The organism is Lentzea cavernae (assembly GCF_014653695.1).
GTDB classification, from domain to species: Bacteria; Actinomycetota; Actinomycetes; order Mycobacteriales; family Pseudonocardiaceae; genus Lentzea; species Lentzea cavernae.
Genome location: NZ_BNAR01000028.1, coordinates 1 through 16,167, shown reverse-complemented (window position 1 = coordinate 16,167; position 16,167 = coordinate 1). Strand labels below are relative to the sequence as shown.

Annotated in this window: 19 protein-coding genes; 16 read left to right on the top strand and 3 right to left on the bottom strand. The window is 69.1% G+C overall.

What is annotated here, in order from left to right; all coding sequences use genetic code 11:
- The first annotated feature begins 95 nt into the window (after nt 1–95).
- Together IE307_RS44525 and IE307_RS44520 are read left to right on the top strand one after the other, a co-directional pair.
- Nucleotides 96–668, top strand: a complete 573-nt coding sequence (locus IE307_RS44525) for a vWA domain-containing protein (RefSeq protein WP_191305548.1) — start codon at nt 96–98, stop codon at nt 666–668.
- A 92-nt stretch (nt 669–760) separates the two neighbouring features.
- Complete coding sequence (locus IE307_RS44520) at nt 761–1,690, top strand: hypothetical protein (protein WP_191305547.1); 930 nt, start codon at nt 761–763, stop codon at nt 1,688–1,690.
- Here the strand turns inward: IE307_RS44520 and IE307_RS44515 are convergent.
- The gene (locus IE307_RS44515; RefSeq protein ID WP_229905642.1) at nt 1,685–2,086 is read right to left on the bottom strand and encodes a PPOX class F420-dependent oxidoreductase; all 402 of its coding nucleotides are present in this window, start codon (nt 2,084–2,086) and stop codon (nt 1,685–1,687) included. The genes IE307_RS44520 and IE307_RS44515 overlap by 6 nt on opposite strands.
- A gap of 47 nt (nt 2,087–2,133) precedes the next feature.
- Here IE307_RS44515 and IE307_RS44510 point away from each other — a divergent pair, with 47 nt between their 5' ends.
- The 8 genes from IE307_RS44510 (at nt 2,134) to IE307_RS44475 (ending at nt 9,292) form a co-directional block, all read left to right on the top strand.
- Nucleotides 2,134–2,622, top strand: coding sequence for an HAD domain-containing protein (locus tag IE307_RS44510; RefSeq protein ID WP_191305545.1), 489 nt, complete (start codon nt 2,134–2,136; stop codon nt 2,620–2,622).
- An 89-nt stretch (nt 2,623–2,711) separates the two neighbouring features.
- The gene (locus IE307_RS44505; RefSeq protein ID WP_229905641.1) at nt 2,712–3,833 is read left to right on the top strand and encodes an ABC transporter substrate-binding protein; all 1,122 of its coding nucleotides are present in this window, start codon (nt 2,712–2,714) and stop codon (nt 3,831–3,833) included.
- A complete protein-coding gene (locus IE307_RS44500) occupies nt 3,830–4,750 on the top strand; it encodes an ABC transporter permease (protein ID WP_191305544.1) in 921 nt (306 codons plus the stop codon). Before IE307_RS44505 ends, IE307_RS44500 begins: the two co-directional genes overlap by 4 nt.
- Nucleotides 4,738–5,520 carry an ABC transporter permease gene (locus tag IE307_RS44495; protein ID WP_229905640.1) on the top strand — a complete coding sequence of 261 codons (783 nt, stop codon included), beginning with the start codon at nt 4,738–4,740 and terminating at the stop codon, nt 5,518–5,520. Before IE307_RS44500 ends, IE307_RS44495 begins: the two co-directional genes overlap by 13 nt.
- A gap of 2 nt (nt 5,521–5,522) precedes the next feature.
- Nucleotides 5,523–6,554, top strand: coding sequence for an ABC transporter ATP-binding protein (locus IE307_RS44490; protein WP_191305543.1), 1,032 nt, complete (start codon nt 5,523–5,525; stop codon nt 6,552–6,554).
- Nucleotides 6,551–7,681: a low temperature requirement protein A gene (locus IE307_RS44485; RefSeq protein WP_191305542.1), complete on the top strand. Its 1,131-nt coding sequence runs from the start codon at nt 6,551–6,553 to the stop codon at nt 7,679–7,681. The genes IE307_RS44490 and IE307_RS44485 overlap by 4 nt, the downstream gene beginning before the upstream one ends.
- A 42-nt stretch (nt 7,682–7,723) precedes the next feature.
- On the top strand, nt 7,724–8,131 hold the full coding sequence (locus IE307_RS44480) for a VOC family protein (protein ID WP_229905639.1): 408 nt from the start codon (nt 7,724–7,726) through the stop codon (nt 8,129–8,131).
- Nucleotides 8,132–9,292, top strand: a complete 1,161-nt coding sequence (locus IE307_RS44475; RefSeq protein ID WP_191305541.1) for an MFS transporter — start codon at nt 8,132–8,134, stop codon at nt 9,290–9,292.
- Nucleotides 9,293–9,307: 15 nt separating this feature from the next.
- Here the strand turns inward: IE307_RS44475 and IE307_RS44470 are convergent, their stop codons facing one another.
- A complete protein-coding gene (locus tag IE307_RS44470) occupies nt 9,308–10,714 on the bottom strand; it encodes an LVIVD repeat-containing protein (protein ID WP_191305608.1) in 1,407 nt (468 codons plus the stop codon).
- Nucleotides 10,715–10,881: 167 nt separating this feature from the next.
- Here IE307_RS44470 and IE307_RS44465 point away from each other — a divergent pair, with 167 nt between their 5' ends.
- Entirely contained in the window at nt 10,882–11,484 is a 603-nt protein-coding gene (locus tag IE307_RS44465; RefSeq protein WP_191305540.1) for a DUF305 domain-containing protein, read from the top strand.
- Nucleotides 11,485–11,487: 3 nt separating this feature from the next.
- On the opposite strand, the gene IE307_RS44460 is transcribed toward IE307_RS44465, so the two are convergent.
- The gene (locus IE307_RS44460) at nt 11,488–11,814 is read right to left on the bottom strand and encodes an antibiotic biosynthesis monooxygenase family protein (RefSeq protein ID WP_191305539.1); all 327 of its coding nucleotides are present in this window, start codon (nt 11,812–11,814) and stop codon (nt 11,488–11,490) included.
- Nucleotides 11,815–11,894: 80 nt separating this feature from the next.
- On the opposite strand from IE307_RS44460, the gene IE307_RS44455 reads away from it, so the two are divergent.
- From IE307_RS44455 to IE307_RS44435, 5 genes are all read left to right on the top strand, one after another.
- Nucleotides 11,895–12,485, top strand: a complete 591-nt coding sequence (locus IE307_RS44455) for a TetR/AcrR family transcriptional regulator (protein ID WP_191305538.1) — start codon at nt 11,895–11,897, stop codon at nt 12,483–12,485.
- Between the two features lie 103 nt (nt 12,486–12,588).
- Nucleotides 12,589–13,482, top strand: a complete 894-nt coding sequence (locus IE307_RS44450; protein WP_191305537.1) for an ABC transporter ATP-binding protein — start codon at nt 12,589–12,591, stop codon at nt 13,480–13,482.
- Complete coding sequence (locus IE307_RS44445; protein WP_191305536.1) at nt 13,466–14,191, top strand: ABC transporter permease; 726 nt, start codon at nt 13,466–13,468, stop codon at nt 14,189–14,191. Before IE307_RS44450 ends, IE307_RS44445 begins: the two co-directional genes overlap by 17 nt.
- A 9-nt stretch (nt 14,192–14,200) precedes the next feature.
- On the top strand, nt 14,201–15,355 hold the full coding sequence (locus tag IE307_RS44440; RefSeq protein ID WP_191305607.1) for a sensor histidine kinase: 1,155 nt from the start codon (nt 14,201–14,203) through the stop codon (nt 15,353–15,355).
- A 91-nt stretch (nt 15,356–15,446) separates the two neighbouring features.
- The gene (locus IE307_RS44435) at nt 15,447–16,073 is read left to right on the top strand and encodes a response regulator (protein ID WP_191305535.1); all 627 of its coding nucleotides are present in this window, start codon (nt 15,447–15,449) and stop codon (nt 16,071–16,073) included.
- The last annotated feature ends 94 nt before the right edge of the window (nt 16,074–16,167 follow it).

Here is a 16,167-nt window from a genome sequence, read left to right as displayed (position 1 = left end):
GTATGGGTGGAATGTCGCGCAAGGCCCCGTATGTGTGTCAGGTAATCAGCTTTTTGTCCACGTTTGATCAACGCGATCAGGTAACGGTGCACGGCATGCTGCCCGATGTCCTGCCGTGCTACCTGGTGTGCGACGTGTCGTTCTCGATGAGCGACCACATCGACGAGGTGAATGCCGGAATGCGCGAGTTCCGGGGTGTGGTGCACGCGGATCGGCGTGCCACCGCCCAGGTCCGGCTCTGCGTGGTCGTTTTCGCGGAGAGCCCGTCGGTCGTGCGTCCGTTGCTGCCGGCGCTCGACCCCGCCGAGGTTATTCGACCGCGCCAGGAATCGGGTTCGGACTTCGGATCCGCGTTCACCTTGGTGCGCACCGTCATCGAACGCGACGTGCGCGCCCTCAAGGAGGAACGGGTGCGGGTGCGCCGCCCGATGTTGTTCTTCGTCTCCGACGGCAGGCCGACCGACCCGTCGTGGCCCGCCGCGCTCGACCGGCTCACCGCCACCGCGTCGTGCCCGGAGATGGTCGCGTTCGGGCTCGGCGCCGTCGACCAGCCGACGCTCGGCCGCATCGGCACCTCGCGCGTCTTCCTCGGTCGCGACGGGGTGCGCCTGGGCATCGCGTTGGCCTCTTCGGTCGCACGGACGGTCCTGCGACCGGAGCACGTGTGAGCGATCCACGGTGTGTCCACTTCTCGTCCACACGTCCGCCGCACGCTGCCTCCGCCGCACGGGAGAGCACAAGGGGAGGAGATCGGGAGATGATGACGAACCTGGTCAGGGAGCTGAAGACCCTCCGCAAGGGACGGGGCGTGCACGCCGGACGGATCGTGGGCAGGATCGGCCCGTCGCTGGCAGCGGCCTGCGGGATCACCAGCGCGGACGGGTCGGTCGCGGCGAAGCAGAAGCTCGTCACCCGGCTGACCGAGCTGGTCGAGCAGCTCCCCGAGGACCTGCAGCTCGCGGCGCGGGCGGCGTTCGGCCTCATCCCCGACGTCCGGCAGCCGCTCTACCAGGACCGCGTCACCTGGGTCGCCGCGCGGATCGACCGCGACTCCCGCACCGTGCGCCGGCGCGTGGACGAGGCCGTGGAGCAGCTGGCCGAGCTGGCCGCGACGACCTCCCCGCGCGCGGACGGCGGCTGGCACACCGCGGAGCTCAGCGTCGCCGTGGCGCTGGACCAGCGGCAGCCGGAGGTGATCGAGCGCTACCAGGTCGTCGTGGACCAGGACGGGGTGAACTCGATCGACTTCGCCGCGGTCTTCCCGGTGCTGCGCCGCGACGTGGACGTGCACCTGCTCTACGGCGGCACGCTTCAGGACCGCAGCGACGCCGACCGTCCCGGCTTCACGCTCGTCCCGGCCGCGTCGCTGGTGCGCGGCGAGACCCACGACTTCGCGATCCGCTACCGGCTCTCGCACCGCGACGCCATGCGCCCGTGCGTGCTGCACGTGCCCGAACGGCCGTGCGAGGTGTTCGACCTGCGCGTGCGGTTCGAGCACGACCGCAAGCGGTTCGTGCGGGCGTTCGACGGGGTGATGGTGCAGCGTTCCGACGCGGAGCCGAGCGGGACGGTGCAGCCGGTGGACCGGGCGGGGGAGATCCACCTGCGGTTCCGGCGGTTGCTGCCGGGGCTGTTGTACGGCGCTCGGTGGGGTGGGGCGGCGGCGTGCTCGGTGCGCCGGGCGTCATGACCGGCGGGGTTCGTACCAGGTCTCGCCCACCGGTTCGCCCGCCATGTTCCACGCCCAGACGCGGGTCGGCGTGATCCGGCAGTAGACGCCGGGACCGACGAGGCCGGTGCGTTCGACCGGGTCGTCGGCGGTGCCGTAGACGCGGACGGCCCTGGCGACGAACGGGGTGAACGAGACCAGGTCGTCGACCACGAGCGACACCTTGCGGCGGCCGGCGGTGATGTTGCGGAACTTGCGGGTGTCCCGGACCTGGTCGCCTGCGCCGCCCACCCAGAGGTGCGTGCCGTCGTACTCGAAGGCCAGCGGCACCACGTCGGGCTGGCCGTCCTCGTTGATCGTGGCGAAGCGGCAGAGGGGCTGTTCGCGCAGGTAGGCGATCTCTTCTTCGGTGAACATGCCGTTCATACGAACAGAAGACCGCGATTTCGACTACTCATGGACAGATGCGCCCACTCGTTCTGATCGACGTCGACGGACCACTCAACCCGTGGGCCGCGAACCCCAAGCCGGACAACTACCGGCTGTTCGAGATCAAGGACGGCTGGCGCCGCAGGCTCCGCGTCTGGCTCGACCCCGGTCACGGCGACCAGTTGAGACAGCTGGCGGAGGACACGGGCGCCGAACTCGCGTGGGCCACGACGTGGCTGCACCGCGCGAACACCGAGATAGGACCCCGTCTGGGCCTGCCGCCGCTCAAGGTCGTCGAGTTCCACGACGCGCACGGCTGGAAGTACCCGGCGGTCGCCCGGTACGCCTACGAAAGGCCGCTCGTCTGGTTCGACGACGATTTCGGCCTGCACCCCGCGCGCAGGGAGGAGTTCGTCCACAAGCGACGGCACCTGACCACCGCCCTCGTCCACGTCGATCCCGCCACCGGCATCTCGGCACAACACCTGGACGAAGCACGGAAAGCATTCAGCAGCAACCCGTAGTGCTCCAAGAATTCACGGTTGGAGTCGAGAAGGTCTCAACCGGCGCGGCTGGCTTGACAACGAAAGCATCCCGAGCCAATCCTCCGCTGGTGCTGAAGCGAGGGAACGTCACCACGAAGTTGATTGGTGTCGGCGCGTTGGTGCTGGCGATCGCCGCTTGTGGCGCCCCGCCCGCCAAGGAGACGCCGGCCGGTGCCGCCGGGACCGCGAAGTCCGCGAGCGAGCTCGGTGGCATGGACAAGCTGGTCGAGGCGGCCAAGGCCGAGGGCAAGCTCAACGTCATCGCGCTGCCGCCGGACTGGGCCAACTACGGCGAGATCATCAAGGCCTTCGAGGCCAAGTACGGCATCAAGGTCGACTCCGCGCAGCCCGACGCGAGCAGCCAGGAGGAGATCAACGCCGCCAAGCAGCTCAAGGGCAACGACCGCGCGCCCGACGTGTTCGACCTCGGGCTGAACGTGGCGCTGGCCAACAAGGACCTGTTCGCCCCCTACAAGGTCAGCACCTGGGACGACATCGCCGCGGAGCTCAAGGACGCGGACGGTGCGTACTACGGTGACTACGGCGGCTTCATGTCGATCGGGTACGACGCCGCGAAGGTGCCGGCGCCGACGAGCGTGAAGGACCTGCTCAAGCCCGAGTACAAGGGCAAGGTCGCGCTCAACGGCGACCCGACGCAGGCCGGTGCCGCGTTCTCCGGTGTCGTGATGGCGGCGCTGGGCAACGGTGGCTCCGCCGACGACATCGCCCCCGGTGTGGAGTTCTTCAAGCAGCTCAAGGCCGCCGGCAACTTCCAGCCGGTCGACCCGTCGCCCGCGACGATCGAGTCCGGTCAGACGCCGGTCGTCATCGACTGGGACTACACCAACGCCGCCCAGACCGACAAGCTCAAGGGCAAGCTCGACTGGAAGGTCGTCGTCCCGGCCGAGGCCCAGATCGGCGGCTACTACAACCAGGCCATCAGCAAGGACGCGCCGCACCCCGCGGCCGCGCGCCTGTGGCAGGAGTTCCTCTACTCCGACGAGGGCCAGAACCTCTACCTCAAGGGCATGTCCCGCCCGGTGCGCCTCGACAAGATGGGCGACAAGGCGGACAAGGCGGCGAAGGAGAAGCTGCCGAAGACCGACGGCAAGCAGGTGTTCCAGACGCAGGCCCAGGCCGACAAGGCCAAGGCCGTCCTGACCGCGACCTGGGCTCAGGCCATCGGATGACCTCAGTCGCTCCAGTAGCGGCGGCGAAGCCCGGCGGTCCCACCCCCTCCAAGGGTGGGGCCGCCGGTCGGCCGTCTGCGGTCGCCTGGCTCGTCGTGGTGCCGTTCCTGGCGTTCGTCGGCACCTTCCTCGTCTACCCCACGGTGCTCGTGCTGTTCGGCGCCTTCCAGGACTCCAACGGCGCGTTCACGCTCGAGAACCTCACGACCCTGTTCACGGGTGTCGTGTTCGACGCGTTCGTGCGCAGCATCGAACTGTCCGCGCTCACCGCGGTCATCGGCGCGATCTTCGGCGCGCTGCTCACGTGGGCGATCGCGGTCGGCAACCCCGACGGGATGCTGCGCCGGGTCGTCGTCGCGGGCAGCGGTGTGCTCGCCCAGTTCGGTGGCGTGCCGCTGGCGTTCGCGTTCCTCGCGACGGTCGGCTTCGAAGGTCTCGTCACGAAGTTCCTGCGTGACAACGTTGGCATCGACCTGTTCGCCGGCAGCGCGTGGCTCTTCGACCTGCCGGGCCTGACGCTCGTCTACACGTTCTTCCAGATCCCGTTGATGGTCATCGTGTTCCTGCCCGCGCTGGACGGTCTCCGGCCGCAGTGGCGCGAGGCCAACGCGTCGCTGGGTGGCACGAGCTGGACCTACTGGCGCCACGTCGGCGGCCCGATCCTGACGCCGCCGTTCCTCGGCGCGCTGCTCCTGTTGTTCGCCAACGCCTTCAGCGCCTACGCCACGGCCGCCGCGCTGGTCTCGCAGGGCAGTCCGATCGTGCCGCTGCAGATCCGCGGGTTCCTCACCGGTGAGGTGGTGCTGGGGCAGGAGAACCTCGGCAAGGCGCTCGGTCTCGGCATGGTGATCGTGGTCAGCATCGCCATGGGCGTGAACGTGCTGCTGCAGAAGAGGGTGGCCAAGTGGGTTCGCTAGTGAAGCAGCGCGTCCTGCGCACGATCATCCTGCTGGTCCTCGGCGTCTACTTCGTCCTGCCGCTGATCGCGATGGCGGAGTTCTCCACGCGGGGCAGGGAAGGCAGCCGCAGCCTCGAGTCGTGGACGTCCATCGTCGACGACGAAGGGTTGATGGAAGCGCTCGTCAACTCGCTGCTGCTGTCGGTGACGTCGGCGGTGCTGATGCTGGTGCTGCTCGTGCCGACGATGGCGTGGATCCGGTTGAGGCTCCCGCAGTTGCAACGGCTCGTGGAGTTCCTGTGCCTGCTGCCGCTGGCGATCCCCGCGATCGTGCTGGTGGTCGGCATGGCGCCGCTCTACGCGTGGGTGAACTACTTCCTCGGCGACTCACCGCTGACGCTGACGTTCGCCTACACGATCCTGGTGCTGCCGTTCGCCTACCGCGCGGTCGACGCCGGACTGTCCGCGATCGACCTGAAGACGCTGGCCGAAGCCGCGCGCAGCCTCGGCGCGTCGTGGTTCACGGTGCTGTGGAAGGTCGTCGTGCCGAACATCCGCGTGGCGCTGATCGGTGCTTCGCTGCTGTCGGTCGCCTTGGTGCTCGGTGAGTTCACCATCGCGTCGCTGCTCAACTTCGACACGTTGCAGGTGCAGGTCAATCTGCTCGGCAAGCGCAACGCGGGTGTGTCCATCGCGGTGTCGTTGCTGTGCCTGATCTTCGCGTTCGTGCTTCTGTTCGCACTTTCTTATGTCGGCCAGCGGCGCCGTCAGACCGTGGTCGAGGAGTGAAGATGAGTCACCTGGTGCTCAAGGGACTGCGCAAGACGTTCGGCGACAACACCGCGCTCGACGGCCTCGACCTGGAACTGGCCGAGGGCGAACTGGTGTCGCTGCTCGGCCCGTCCGGCTGCGGCAAGACGACGGCGCTGCGCATCGTCGCGGGCTTCGAGACCGCCGACTCCGGCACGGTCACGGTGGGCGGCAAGGACATCACGAAGGTCCCCGCCAACAAGCGGGACATGGGCATGGTCTTCCAGGCCTACAGCCTCTTCCCGAACATGACCGCGGCGCAGAACGTCGCGTTCGGCCTGAAGATGCGCAAGACCGACGGCAAGAAGGCCGGCGAACTGCTGGAGCTGGTCGGCCTCACGCACCTCGGCGGCCGCTACCCGCACCAGATGTCGGGCGGTCAGCAGCAACGCGTCGCGTTGGCACGTGCGCTGGCGATCCAGCCGCGCGTGCTGCTGCTGGACGAGCCGCTGTCCGCACTGGACGCCAAGGTCCGCGTGAACCTCCGGGACGAGATCCGTCGCATCCAGACGGAGCTCGGCATGACGACGCTGTTCGTCACGCACGACCAGGAGGAGGCGCTCGCCGTCTCCGACCGGGTCGGCGTGATGTCGCACGGACGCCTGGAGCAGCTCGACACCCCGTCCGTGGTCTACCGCGAACCGAAGACGGCGTTCGTCGCGCAGTTCGTCGGCGTCACGAACGCGGTGGAGGCCAAGGCCGAGGGCCAGACCGTGGTGATCAACGGCGTGACCCTGCCCGTGTCCCACGACCAGCCGTCCGGCAGCGACGTCCGGCTGATCGTGCGTCCCGAGGACATCGGCGTTTCCGCACACGACGGCGACGCCGGTGGCAAGATCGTGGGCGACGTGCTGACCCAGTCGTTCCTCGGGCCGGTCACGCGGATCTCGGTCAGGGTGGGGGAGCAGGTGCTGCGCATCGACCAGCCCTCCAACACGGCCTCCGCGTACCAGCCGGGCACTCGGGTCGCGCTCGACCTCAGCGAATCAAGGATCATGGTGGTGCCCGGATGATCAGGAAGCTCCTCGCGCGCGACACGGCGGAGGCCCACCGGGTCGCGACGCCGTTGGAGCTGTTGTTCGACCTGAGCTTCGTGGTGGCGGTCGCCCAGGCCGCCGCCTCGTTGCACCACGCCGTCTCCGAGAACCACGTCGGGGCCGGCGTCATGGCGTTCTGCATGGCGTTCTTCGCGCTGTGGCTGCCGTGGCTGAACTTCACGTGGTTCGCCAGCGCGTTCGACAACGACGACACGCTGTACCGGATCATCACGATGGTCCAGATCGCCGGCGTGCTCGTGGTCGCGGCGGGCATCCCGGCGGTCTTCGAGCACCAGGACTACCGGATCGTCGTCGGTGGTTACGTCGTCATCCGGCTCGGCATGGTCGCGCATTGGCTGCGGGCGGCGCGGGACAACCCGTCGCACCAGGCCTGCACCCGGCGCTACGCCGGTGGGATCGCGTTCATGCAGGTGCTGTGGGTGTTGTGGCTGGCCGCGCCGACCGCAGCCCAGATCCCGCTGTGGGTGCTCTTCATGATCGGCGAGCTGCTGGTGCCGGCCTGGGCGGAACGCTCCGGCGCGACGACCTGGCACCCGCACCACATCGCCGAGCGGCACGGCCTGTTCACGCTGATCGTGCTCGGCGAGTCGATCCTGGCGGCGACGCTCGCGTTCCAGAAGGGCTTCGACAGCGGCGTCAACCTCATCTCGCTCGCCGCGGCCTCGCTGATCATCGTGTTCTCGGTGTGGTGGATCTACTTCGAGGCGCCGTCGCACCTGCACAACCTGAGGAAGGCGTTCCTCTGGGGTTACGCCCACCTCTTCATCCTCGGTTCGATCGCCGCCTTGGGTGCCGGTCTCGCGGCGTCGGTGGACTACGACCTGCACATCTCGCACGCGCCGGGCACGACGGTCGCCGCATTCACGACGGTGCCGCTGGCGGTGTTCTTCCTGTTCGTCTGGTACGTGCAGGACTGCCCGGGGCAGTCGGGGCTGCGCAAGTACCTGCTGCCGATCGGGTCGGCGGCGGTGCTGGCGGCGACGTTCGCACCGGCGCCGATCCACGTGACGGCGGGGATCGCGCTGCTGCTGTGCGTCGCGACGCGGCTGGTGCAGACGCAGGATCAGCGCGTCGAGGCGTGAGGCACTTCCGCGTCTTCTCCTCGTTCTGACACGAGGAGTGAAATGATCGTCACCATGACCGGTGTCCGTGAACTCCGCCTGGTCGTCACCGCCGACGACTACGACGAAGCCCTGCGTTTCTACCGAGACGTGCTGGGGCTCGAGCAACGGGCGGCGTTCGCGTCCGACGGCGGGCGGGTCACGATCCTCGAGGCCGGCCGGGCCACGCTGGAGATCACCGACCCGCCGCACGCCGAGTACATCGACTCCGTCGAGGTCGGCGAGCGCGTCGTCGGCCACATCAGGGTGGCGTTCGAGGTGACGGACTCCGAGGGCACGACGCGGAGGCTCGAGGCCGCCGGGGCCGAGGTGGTCGCGGAACCGACGCGGACGCCGTGGAACTCGCTCAACGCGCGCTTGAAAGCGCCTGCCGGGTTGCAGCTGACGTTGTTCCAGGAGCTGGGCGAGTAGATGACGATCTCCGCTGCCGGGTACCGCGACCTCGCGAACCGGGACGTGCTGGCGTGCGCCGTGGTGACGGTCGCCGCGAAGCTGCCGATGTCGATGACGCCGCTGATGATGGTGTTCCTGACGAGGGGACTGCCCGGCGGGTACGTGCTGGCCGCGTCGCTGGTCGCCGTCTACGTGCTGGGCGAGGTCCTCGGCGCCGCGCTGCTCGGGCTGTTCCTCGACCCGTCGCGGATGCGCGGGCAGCTGTCGATCGGGCTGGTCGTCGGCGCGATCGCGTTCACGACGCTCGCGTTGACGCAGAACGTGACGGTGCTGGCGATCGCGGCGTTCGTCGCGGGCGCCGGGCCGTCGACGACACCGGGCGGCCTGCGGGCGATGCTGCTCGGGCTGGTGCCGGACGCGTTGGTGCCCAAGGCGATGGGCTTCGACGCCATGATCACGCAGGTGGTGTGGGCGGTGGCGCCCGCGCTGGTCACGGTGCTGGCGCTGAGCGTCGACCACCGGGCGCCCGTGGTGGTGTCGGTGTCGCTGGTCGTGGTGGCGGCGTGGCTGGTGTTCATCCTGCCGCGCGGGCACGTGACGTCCCGGTCCGGTACGGCGAAACCCCGTGTCGTGGCGTCGGCCTGGCCGATCTACCTCGTGAGCGCGGCGGCGCTGGCGCAGCTCGCGGTCGCCGAACTCGTGCTGCCCGCGTTGCTCGAGCACCGGGGGATCGGCATCGGCTGGATCGGGCCGTTGCTCATGGGGTTCGCGGCGTGCAGCGCGCTCGGCGCGGTGCTGTACGGGCTGAGGCCGTGGCCGGGATCGTTGCGCGCGCAGGGGCTTGTGCTGCTCGTCGTCACGGCGACCTGTGTCGGCGCGCTGGCGTTGTTCCCGAACCTGCCGGGCATCGCGGGCGCGTTGCTCGCGGCCGGGTTGTTCCAGTCGGGTGTGCTCGTGACGCGCAGCCTGGCGTTGCGCGAACGGCTTCCGGTCGGCGCGCACGCGGCCGGGTTCTCGATGATGTACGCGGTGACGGGCGCGGGCTACGGGCTCACGGCCGTCATCGCCGCGTGGGCGATGGACGTCGGCAACCCGGTCTGGGCGGTCTTCGGCGGTGTCGCGGTGACCCTGGTCCTGACAGCAGTCAGCGCGGCTGCCGAACGCCGGCAGCCGCGCTGATCTGAGAGGGAACGACTACCCGCGGTAGAAGTTCCCCTGGGTCTGCACGTTCAGCTCGTTCGTGCGGAACAGCTTCGCGACGAACGTGCGCGGGTCGCGCATGTCGATGACGTCGAAGCCGCGGCCCATCTCCGAGGAGTAGATGTAGCCGTTGTACCAGTACGTGGACCACGTACCGCCACCCGCGCCGTTCGGCATCGGGCCGCGCTCGAAGAAGCCGATCTCACGCGGCTTGGCCGAGTTCGTGAAGTCCCACACCGAGATGCCGCCCTGGTACCAGGACTGCACCATGATGTCCTTGCCGGGCACCGGGATCAGCGAACCGTTGTGCGCGACGCAGTTCTCCGTGTCGCCCTGCATGCGCGGGATCTTGTAGTACGACTTGAAGACCAGCTTGCGCTTGTCGCCGCGGCCCACGATGTCGTAGATGCCGTTGGCGCCGCGCGTCGGGCCGATCTTCTCGTTGCACGTCGCCGCGCCGCCGCCACCGAGCTCGTCGGTGAAGACGACCTTGGTGCCGTTGTTGTTGAAGGTCGCCGAGTGCCAGAACGCGAAGTTCTTGTCGTCCTGGACCCGGTGGATCTCCTTCAGGCTCTCGCGGTTGGAGATGTCCCACAGGACGCCGTCACCCATGCACGCGCCGGCCGCGAGGTCGAGCTGCGGGTAGACGGTGATGTCGTGGCAACCCGAGGTGGCCGAGGTGTAGCCGGTCTCGATGGTGCCGGGGGTACCGGCGTTGCCGCCGTCCGGGAAGACCACCGGGGCCTTGAGCAGTGACGCCGACGCCGGGTTCTTCACGGGAACCTTGACGATCGAGATCTTGTCGTGCGGCGGCTGGCAGTCCGGGAACGTGGCGTTCGGCGAGTAAGAGGAGACGTAGAGGTACACGTCCTTCTTGTTCTTGCTCGGCACCATCGTGTGGGTGTGCGAACCACAGGCGGTCTCGACGGCGGCGACGTAGCGCGGTGCGCTCTTGTCGCTGATGTCGAAGACCTTGATGCCCTCCCACGACTCCTTGATCGTCGCGGGCTGGGCCACGCTGCTGCACGAGTTGTCGCTGCGCGACGAGTCGGTCGACAGGAACAGCAGGTTCCCGTACACCGAGATGTCGTTCTGCGAGCCGGGGCAGAGGACCTGCGACTTGATCGTCGGCTTCTTCGGGTTGCGGATGTCGTAGATCACGAAGCCGTCGTAGTTGCCGACGAACGCGTAGTTGTCCTGGAACGCGATGTCGGTCTGCGTCGAGTTGAGCGGAGCCTGCTTGTCCAGGTGGGCGACCGGGACCATGTTGCGGCTGCGGCTGATCTCGTCGACGCCCGGGAGACCGGTGACGCCTTCCGCCTGCGACTCGAGCTGAGCCTCGCTCAGACCCTTGCCGTCGGCGGGGAGGTCCGGCTCGGCGAGCACGGGCGCGGTCGTCATCGACAGCGTCAGCGCGAGCGCCCCCAGAACCGCCAACGGCGCTCTGCGCCGCCAGGCCGTTGCGCGTGAAGTCACTGCTGTACCCCCTCGATACGGGTTGGTGATGGGGAGTATTACCCGTTCGCATTGCTAAGGGCCAGCTCCTTTCGGAGGGTATTGTCCGCAGCATGCGTTCTGGGGTTCTCGTCATCGTCGCGGCATCCGCCCTGCTGGCAGGTTGTACGTCGGAGCCTCCCGCCGCGCCCGTCATCGCACCGGACACCCCCGGCGGCACGGCGTCCGTCGTCGCGCCCGAGGACGTGACCAGCAGGGTCGCGCCGCCGCCGAACGACGCCGACCGCGAGTACGTGGCGATGATGATCGCCCACCACGAGCAGGCGCTCGCCATGACGCGGTTCGCGCCCGAGCGCGCGGAGAACGAGACGGTGAAGGGCCTCGCCGACCGCATCCGGTTCAGCCAGGAGCCCGAGATCGGTGCCATGAAGCAGTGGCAGCGCACGTTCAACGCGATCGGCACGCACGGCGACCACTCGTCGATGCCCGGCATGGCCACCCAGGACCAGTTGAACGCCCTGGGGGCCGCGCGGGGCAAGGACTTCGACCGGATGTTCCTGGAGCTGATGATCAAGCACCACGAGGGTGCGATCAAGATGGCGACGGACGTGCGCGGGTCCGGCAGCAACGTCCAGGTCGAGGAGATGGCCGACGACGTGGTGGCCACCCAGGACGACGAGATCGGGCGGATGAAGAAGCTCCTGACGGAGCTCTGACCCCTACTCGGTGCGCTGCAGGGGCAGCACGAGGTCTTCGGCGTGCGTGAACCGCTCCGGCTCGTTGCCCGTGACCAGGCGCGCGATCGTGCGGTGGCCCTTGTGCGCCTCGCGGAACGCGTCGGAGGCGACCCACGCGCGGAAGGCGTCCTCGGACTCGAACTCGTTGACCGAGACGTAGGGCTGGTCGTCCTGGGTCGGCTTGAGCAGCGTGCTGCGCAGCAGGCCGGGGACTCCGGGCAGGTGGGTGCGCATGTTGCCGCGGAAGTACCGCTCGAACTCCTCGGACATGTCCGGGTTCACGAACATCCGGTTGGTCGCGATGAACATGCTGGCCTCCCTGATCCCGACGCTCTGTCGGGAACTATTCCAACTCCCCGTCGGGAAATCAAGCGCGATACGATCCCGGTGTGCCGAGGATCAGCGCAGACACCGTCGCGGAGCACCGCGCCAACCGGTTGCGCGCCCTGCTGGACGCCGGGCGGGAGATCGTCTCCTCCGAGGGGGCTGAGGCGCTGACGCTCGCGTCGCTCGCCAGACGGGTCGGGCTGTCGCGGCCGAGCCTCTACGAGTACTTCCGCTCGCGTGAGGAACTGGTCGCCGCGATCGTGTCGGACGCGCTGCCGGAGTGGGCGGACAAGCTGGAGGACGCGGTCAACAGCGCGTCGTCCGTGCCGGAGAAGATCGAGGCGTACCTGCGCACCGAGCTCGCGATCATCACCGACGGCAGTCACGGCGCGGTGGTCGCGCTGTCCGCGCACACGTTGCCGGACTCGTCACGCGAGCAGATCCGCGCCGAGCACGAACGGTTGCTGGCGCCGCTGGTCGGGGTGTTCAAGACGGCCGGGGTGGAGCGCGCGTCGATGCGGGCGATGCTGGTGCACGCGATGGTCGAGGCGACCTCGCGGATGATCACGCCGGGTCGCAACGAGCACAACGAGGCGGTCATCGCGACGTTGCTCGACCAGGTGGTGCACGGGCTGGACAAGCCCCTCCGCTGAACGGGTGTTCCCGGAGGCTGACCGGCGGCATCAACCGATCGGTTGATCCAGGTCGCGCTCGTCGTCCGATGATCTCCGGGCGCCGATCTCCGACGCTGGTGGCATGGCAATCATCGAAGTGCGCGACCTCGGGAAGAGGTACGGCCCCCGCGTGGCGGTGGACTCCGTGTCGTTCGAGGTCGCCGAGGGGGAGATCTTCGGCGTTCTGGGGCCGAACGGCGCGGGCAAGACGACGACGGTCGAGTGCGTGTCGGGCCTGCGGACGCCGGACCGCGGCAGCGTGTCGGTGCTGGGGAAGCGGCCTGCCGACGTGCGCGCGGCGATCGGGGTGCAGCTGCAGGCGTCCGAACTGCCGGAGCGGATGCGGGTCAGCGAGGCGCTGGCGCTGTTCTCGTCGTTCTACCCGTCGCCCGCCGACTGGTCCGAGCGGCTGGGGCTGACCGGGCACCTGGGGACGGAGTTCGGTCGGCTGTCGGGCGGGTTGAAGCAGCGGCTGTCGATCGCGCTGGCGTTGATCGGCTCCCCTCGGGTGGCGATCCTCGACGAGCTCACGACGGGGCTCGACCCGCAGGCGCGGCGCGACACGTGGTCGGTGATCGAGGAGGTGCGCGCGGCCGGCGTGACGATCCTGCTGGTCACGCACTTCATGGAGGAGGCGGAGCGCCTCTGCGACCGCGTGGCGATGTTCCGCGAGGGGCGGATCGTCGCGCTGGACACGCCCTCCGCGCTGGTGTCGCGTGTGGACGGTGCCACGCGGGTGCGGTTCGTGCCGTCCGCCGCACTGGACGTGTCGTTGCTGGAGGCGCTGCCCGAGGTCACGTCGGTGTCGTCGGCCGGCGAGCAGCTCGTGGTCAGCGGGTCGGAGAACCTGCTGCACGCCGTGACCTCCCTGCTGGCGCGGCGGCAGGTCGTCGCGCGCCAGCTCCGCGTCGACCAGGTCTCCCTGGACGACGCCTACGTCGAACTCACCGGGGGTCGTGATGTTGAAGATCGTTGAGATCGAGGCGCGGTTGTTCGTCCGCGACCGGCTGAACTCGTTGTTCGCCGTGCTGTTCCCGAGCTTGTTGTTGCTGGTGCTGGGCGCGATTCCGGCCCTGCGGACGCCGGACGCGAACTTCGGCGGGATGCGGTTCATCGACAGCTACGTGTCGGCGCTCGTCGTGTTCACGTTGGCGTTCATCGGGTTGCAGCGCGTGCCGACCGTCGTGGCGTCGTACCGGGAGAAGGGCGTGCTGCGGCGGCTGTCGACGACACCCATGCACCCGGCCCGGTTGCTGGTCGGTCAGATGGTGGTCAACTTCGCCGCGGCGATCTTGTCGGTGCTGCTCCTCATACTGGTCGGGTACGTCGTTTTCGGCGTCGACCTGCCTCACCACCCCCTCGGCCTGGCGTGTGCCGTGGTGCTGGGAGGCGCGGGCACGTTCGCGTTGGGCCTGGTGATCGCCGCCCTGGCCCCGAACGCGCGGGCGGCCGGTGGCTGGGCGACGGTGGTGTTCATGCTGCTGATGTTCTTCGGCGGCGTGTACCTGCCGCGGTTCATGCTGCCCTCGGCGGTGCAGGTGATCGGGTCGTACTCGCCTCCCGGCGTGGAGGCGCTGCAACAGGCGTGGCTCGGCTCCGCGCCGGACTGGAGGCATCTCGCGATCATGGGGCTGGTGGGCCTCGTGGCAGGTACGGTCGCGGCCAGGACTTTCCGCTGGGAGTAGCTCGTGGACATGGTCGCGTTGGACAGGTGGGAGCGCAGGCTCGTCTCGATCGCCCGTGTGATCCCGTACTTCGTGCTGACCGTGACGACGGTGTTGTACTCGATCTTCACCACGCAGTCGGTCCCGGAGCGCTGGTTCACCTATGGCGTCGTGGCGTTCGGTTTCGTGTGGATGCTGTGGTGGTTCACGCTGCATCCCGCGTGGCACAGCCGCCCCGGGCTCATGGCCGTGTTCATCACCGGCATGGTGGTGTTCTACGGCGTGCTCGGCATGCGCGAACACTGGTTCGGCGCGGTGTCGTACGCGGTCTACATCTACGCGAGCGAGGTGCTGCGCGGCCGCTGGATGTTCTTCGTGGTGGCGCTGACGGCCGGGCTGGCGACGCTGTCGTTGTTCGGCGGCTACCCGCCCGCGGGCGAGGAGGCGGCGTTCTGGTTGCTGCTGCTGGTGTTCGTGGTGGTGGCGTGCACCTTCACCTACGTCGGCCACGTGACGACCGAGCAGTCCCGCATGCGCAAGGAGCTGTTGGAGGAAAACGAAGGCCTTCACGCCCAGCTCCTGGTGCAGGCGCACGAGGCAGGCGTGCAGGACGAACGCCACCGCATGGCGGGCGAGATCCACGACACCCTCGCCCAGGGCCTGGCGGGCATCATCACGCAGCTGTCCGCGGCTTCGGCCCAGGACTGGGAACACCGCGTGGCGGTGGCCTCGGAACTGGCCCGCGCGAACCTGGCCGAGGCCCGCCGCTCCGTGCACGCCCTGCGCCCACCGGCCCTGGACTCGGCGGCCCTGCACGAGGCCCTCGACGACGTGGCGACGGGCTGGGCGAAGTACAACGGCGTCCCGGTCTCGGTCACGCTGACCGGCGCCGTGCGCGAGATGCACCCGGAGGTGGAGGTCGCCCTGCTGCGCACCGCCCAGGAAGCACTGGCGAACGTGGCGAAGCACGCCTCGGCCTCACGGGTGGGGCTCACGTTGTCCTACATGGAGGACGTGGTGACGCTCGACGTGCGCGACGACGGGGTGGGGTTCGACCTGGCGCGCCCGTCGGACGGCTTCGGGCTGCCCGCGATGCGCCACCGGGTGCACCGGTTGTCGGGGGCGCTGTTCGTGGAGTCGGAGCCCGGGGTGGGGACGGCGATCTCGGCGCGGGTGCCGGCATGACCGGCCGGGCGTGGTGTGCGGGTGAGGACGTGAGCGGTGCTGGGAGGGGTTCTGTGAGACACGGGTCGAGTGCTTGCCGCGGGGTGCCGGCGTGATCCGGCTGGTCATCGTCGACGACCACCCGGTCGTCCGCGACGGGTTGCGCGGCATGCTGTCCACCGCCGCCGACTTCGAGGTGGTGGGGGAGGCGGCGTCGGGGGACGAGGCGGTCGCCGTGGTGACGGCCGTGTCGCCGGACGTCGTCCTGATGGACCTGCGCATGCCCGGCTCGGACGGGGTGTCCGCCATCGAACGGTTGCGCGGCCACCCGTGCCGGGTCTTGGTGCTCACGACCTACGACACGGACCGCGACGTGCTGCCGGCCATCAAGGCGGGCGCCACCGGGTACCTGCTGAAGGACACGCCGCGTGACGAGCTGCAGCGCGCGATCCGTGCCGCGCACTCGGGGGAGGCGGTGCTGTCGCCCGCGGTGGCGACCAGGCTGCTGGGGCAGGTGCGGGAACCCGCGCTGGAACCGTTGTCGGCGCGGGAGATCGACGTGCTGGCGTTGGTGGCGAAGGGGACCACGAACCGGGCGGTGGCGGCGGCGCTGTTCATCAGCGAGGCGACCGTGAAGACCCACCTGCTGCACGTCTACGCGAAGCTGGGCGTCTCGGACCGGGCGGCGGCCGTCGCGGTGGCGTACGAGCGCGGCCTGCTCAAGGGCAACGGGCGCTAGGGGACGGGCGCTGGGGACGGGCGCTGGGCAACGGGCGCTGGGGACGGGCGCTGGGGACGGGCGCTGGGGACGGGCGCTGGGGACGGGCGCTGGG

Bases quoted from the DNA above. Each gene is read 5' to 3' on its own strand.
- IE307_RS44480 (WP_229905639.1), top strand. From the start codon at position 7,724: ATGATCGTCACCATGACCGGTGTCCGTGAACTCCGCCTGGTCGTCACC.
- IE307_RS44490 (WP_191305543.1), top strand. From the start codon at position 5,523: ATGAGTCACCTGGTGCTCAAGGGACTGCGCAAGACGTTCGGCGACAAC.
- IE307_RS44445 (WP_191305536.1), top strand. From the start codon at position 13,466: ATGTTGAAGATCGTTGAGATCGAGGCGCGGTTGTTCGTCCGCGACCGG.
- IE307_RS44470 (WP_191305608.1), bottom strand. From the start codon at position 10,714: ATGACGACCGCGCCCGTGCTCGCCGAGCCGGACCTCCCCGCCGACGGC.
- IE307_RS44485 (WP_191305542.1), top strand. From the start codon at position 6,551: ATGATCAGGAAGCTCCTCGCGCGCGACACGGCGGAGGCCCACCGGGTC.
- IE307_RS44475 (WP_191305541.1), top strand. From the start codon at position 8,132: ATGACGATCTCCGCTGCCGGGTACCGCGACCTCGCGAACCGGGACGTG.
- IE307_RS44520 (WP_191305547.1), top strand. From the start codon at position 761: ATGACGAACCTGGTCAGGGAGCTGAAGACCCTCCGCAAGGGACGGGGC.
- IE307_RS44460 (WP_191305539.1), bottom strand. From the start codon at position 11,814: ATGTTCATCGCGACCAACCGGATGTTCGTGAACCCGGACATGTCCGAG.
- IE307_RS44465 (WP_191305540.1), top strand. From the start codon at position 10,882: ATGCGTTCTGGGGTTCTCGTCATCGTCGCGGCATCCGCCCTGCTGGCA.
- IE307_RS44440 (WP_191305607.1), top strand. From the start codon at position 14,201: ATGGTCGCGTTGGACAGGTGGGAGCGCAGGCTCGTCTCGATCGCCCGT.
- IE307_RS44515 (WP_229905642.1), bottom strand. From the start codon at position 2,086: ATGTTCACCGAAGAAGAGATCGCCTACCTGCGCGAACAGCCCCTCTGC.
- IE307_RS44500 (WP_191305544.1), top strand. From the start codon at position 3,830: ATGACCTCAGTCGCTCCAGTAGCGGCGGCGAAGCCCGGCGGTCCCACC.
- IE307_RS44525 (WP_191305548.1), top strand. From the start codon at position 96: ATGCTGCCCGATGTCCTGCCGTGCTACCTGGTGTGCGACGTGTCGTTC.
- IE307_RS44510 (WP_191305545.1), top strand. From the start codon at position 2,134: ATGCGCCCACTCGTTCTGATCGACGTCGACGGACCACTCAACCCGTGG.
- IE307_RS44450 (WP_191305537.1), top strand. From the start codon at position 12,589: ATGGCAATCATCGAAGTGCGCGACCTCGGGAAGAGGTACGGCCCCCGC.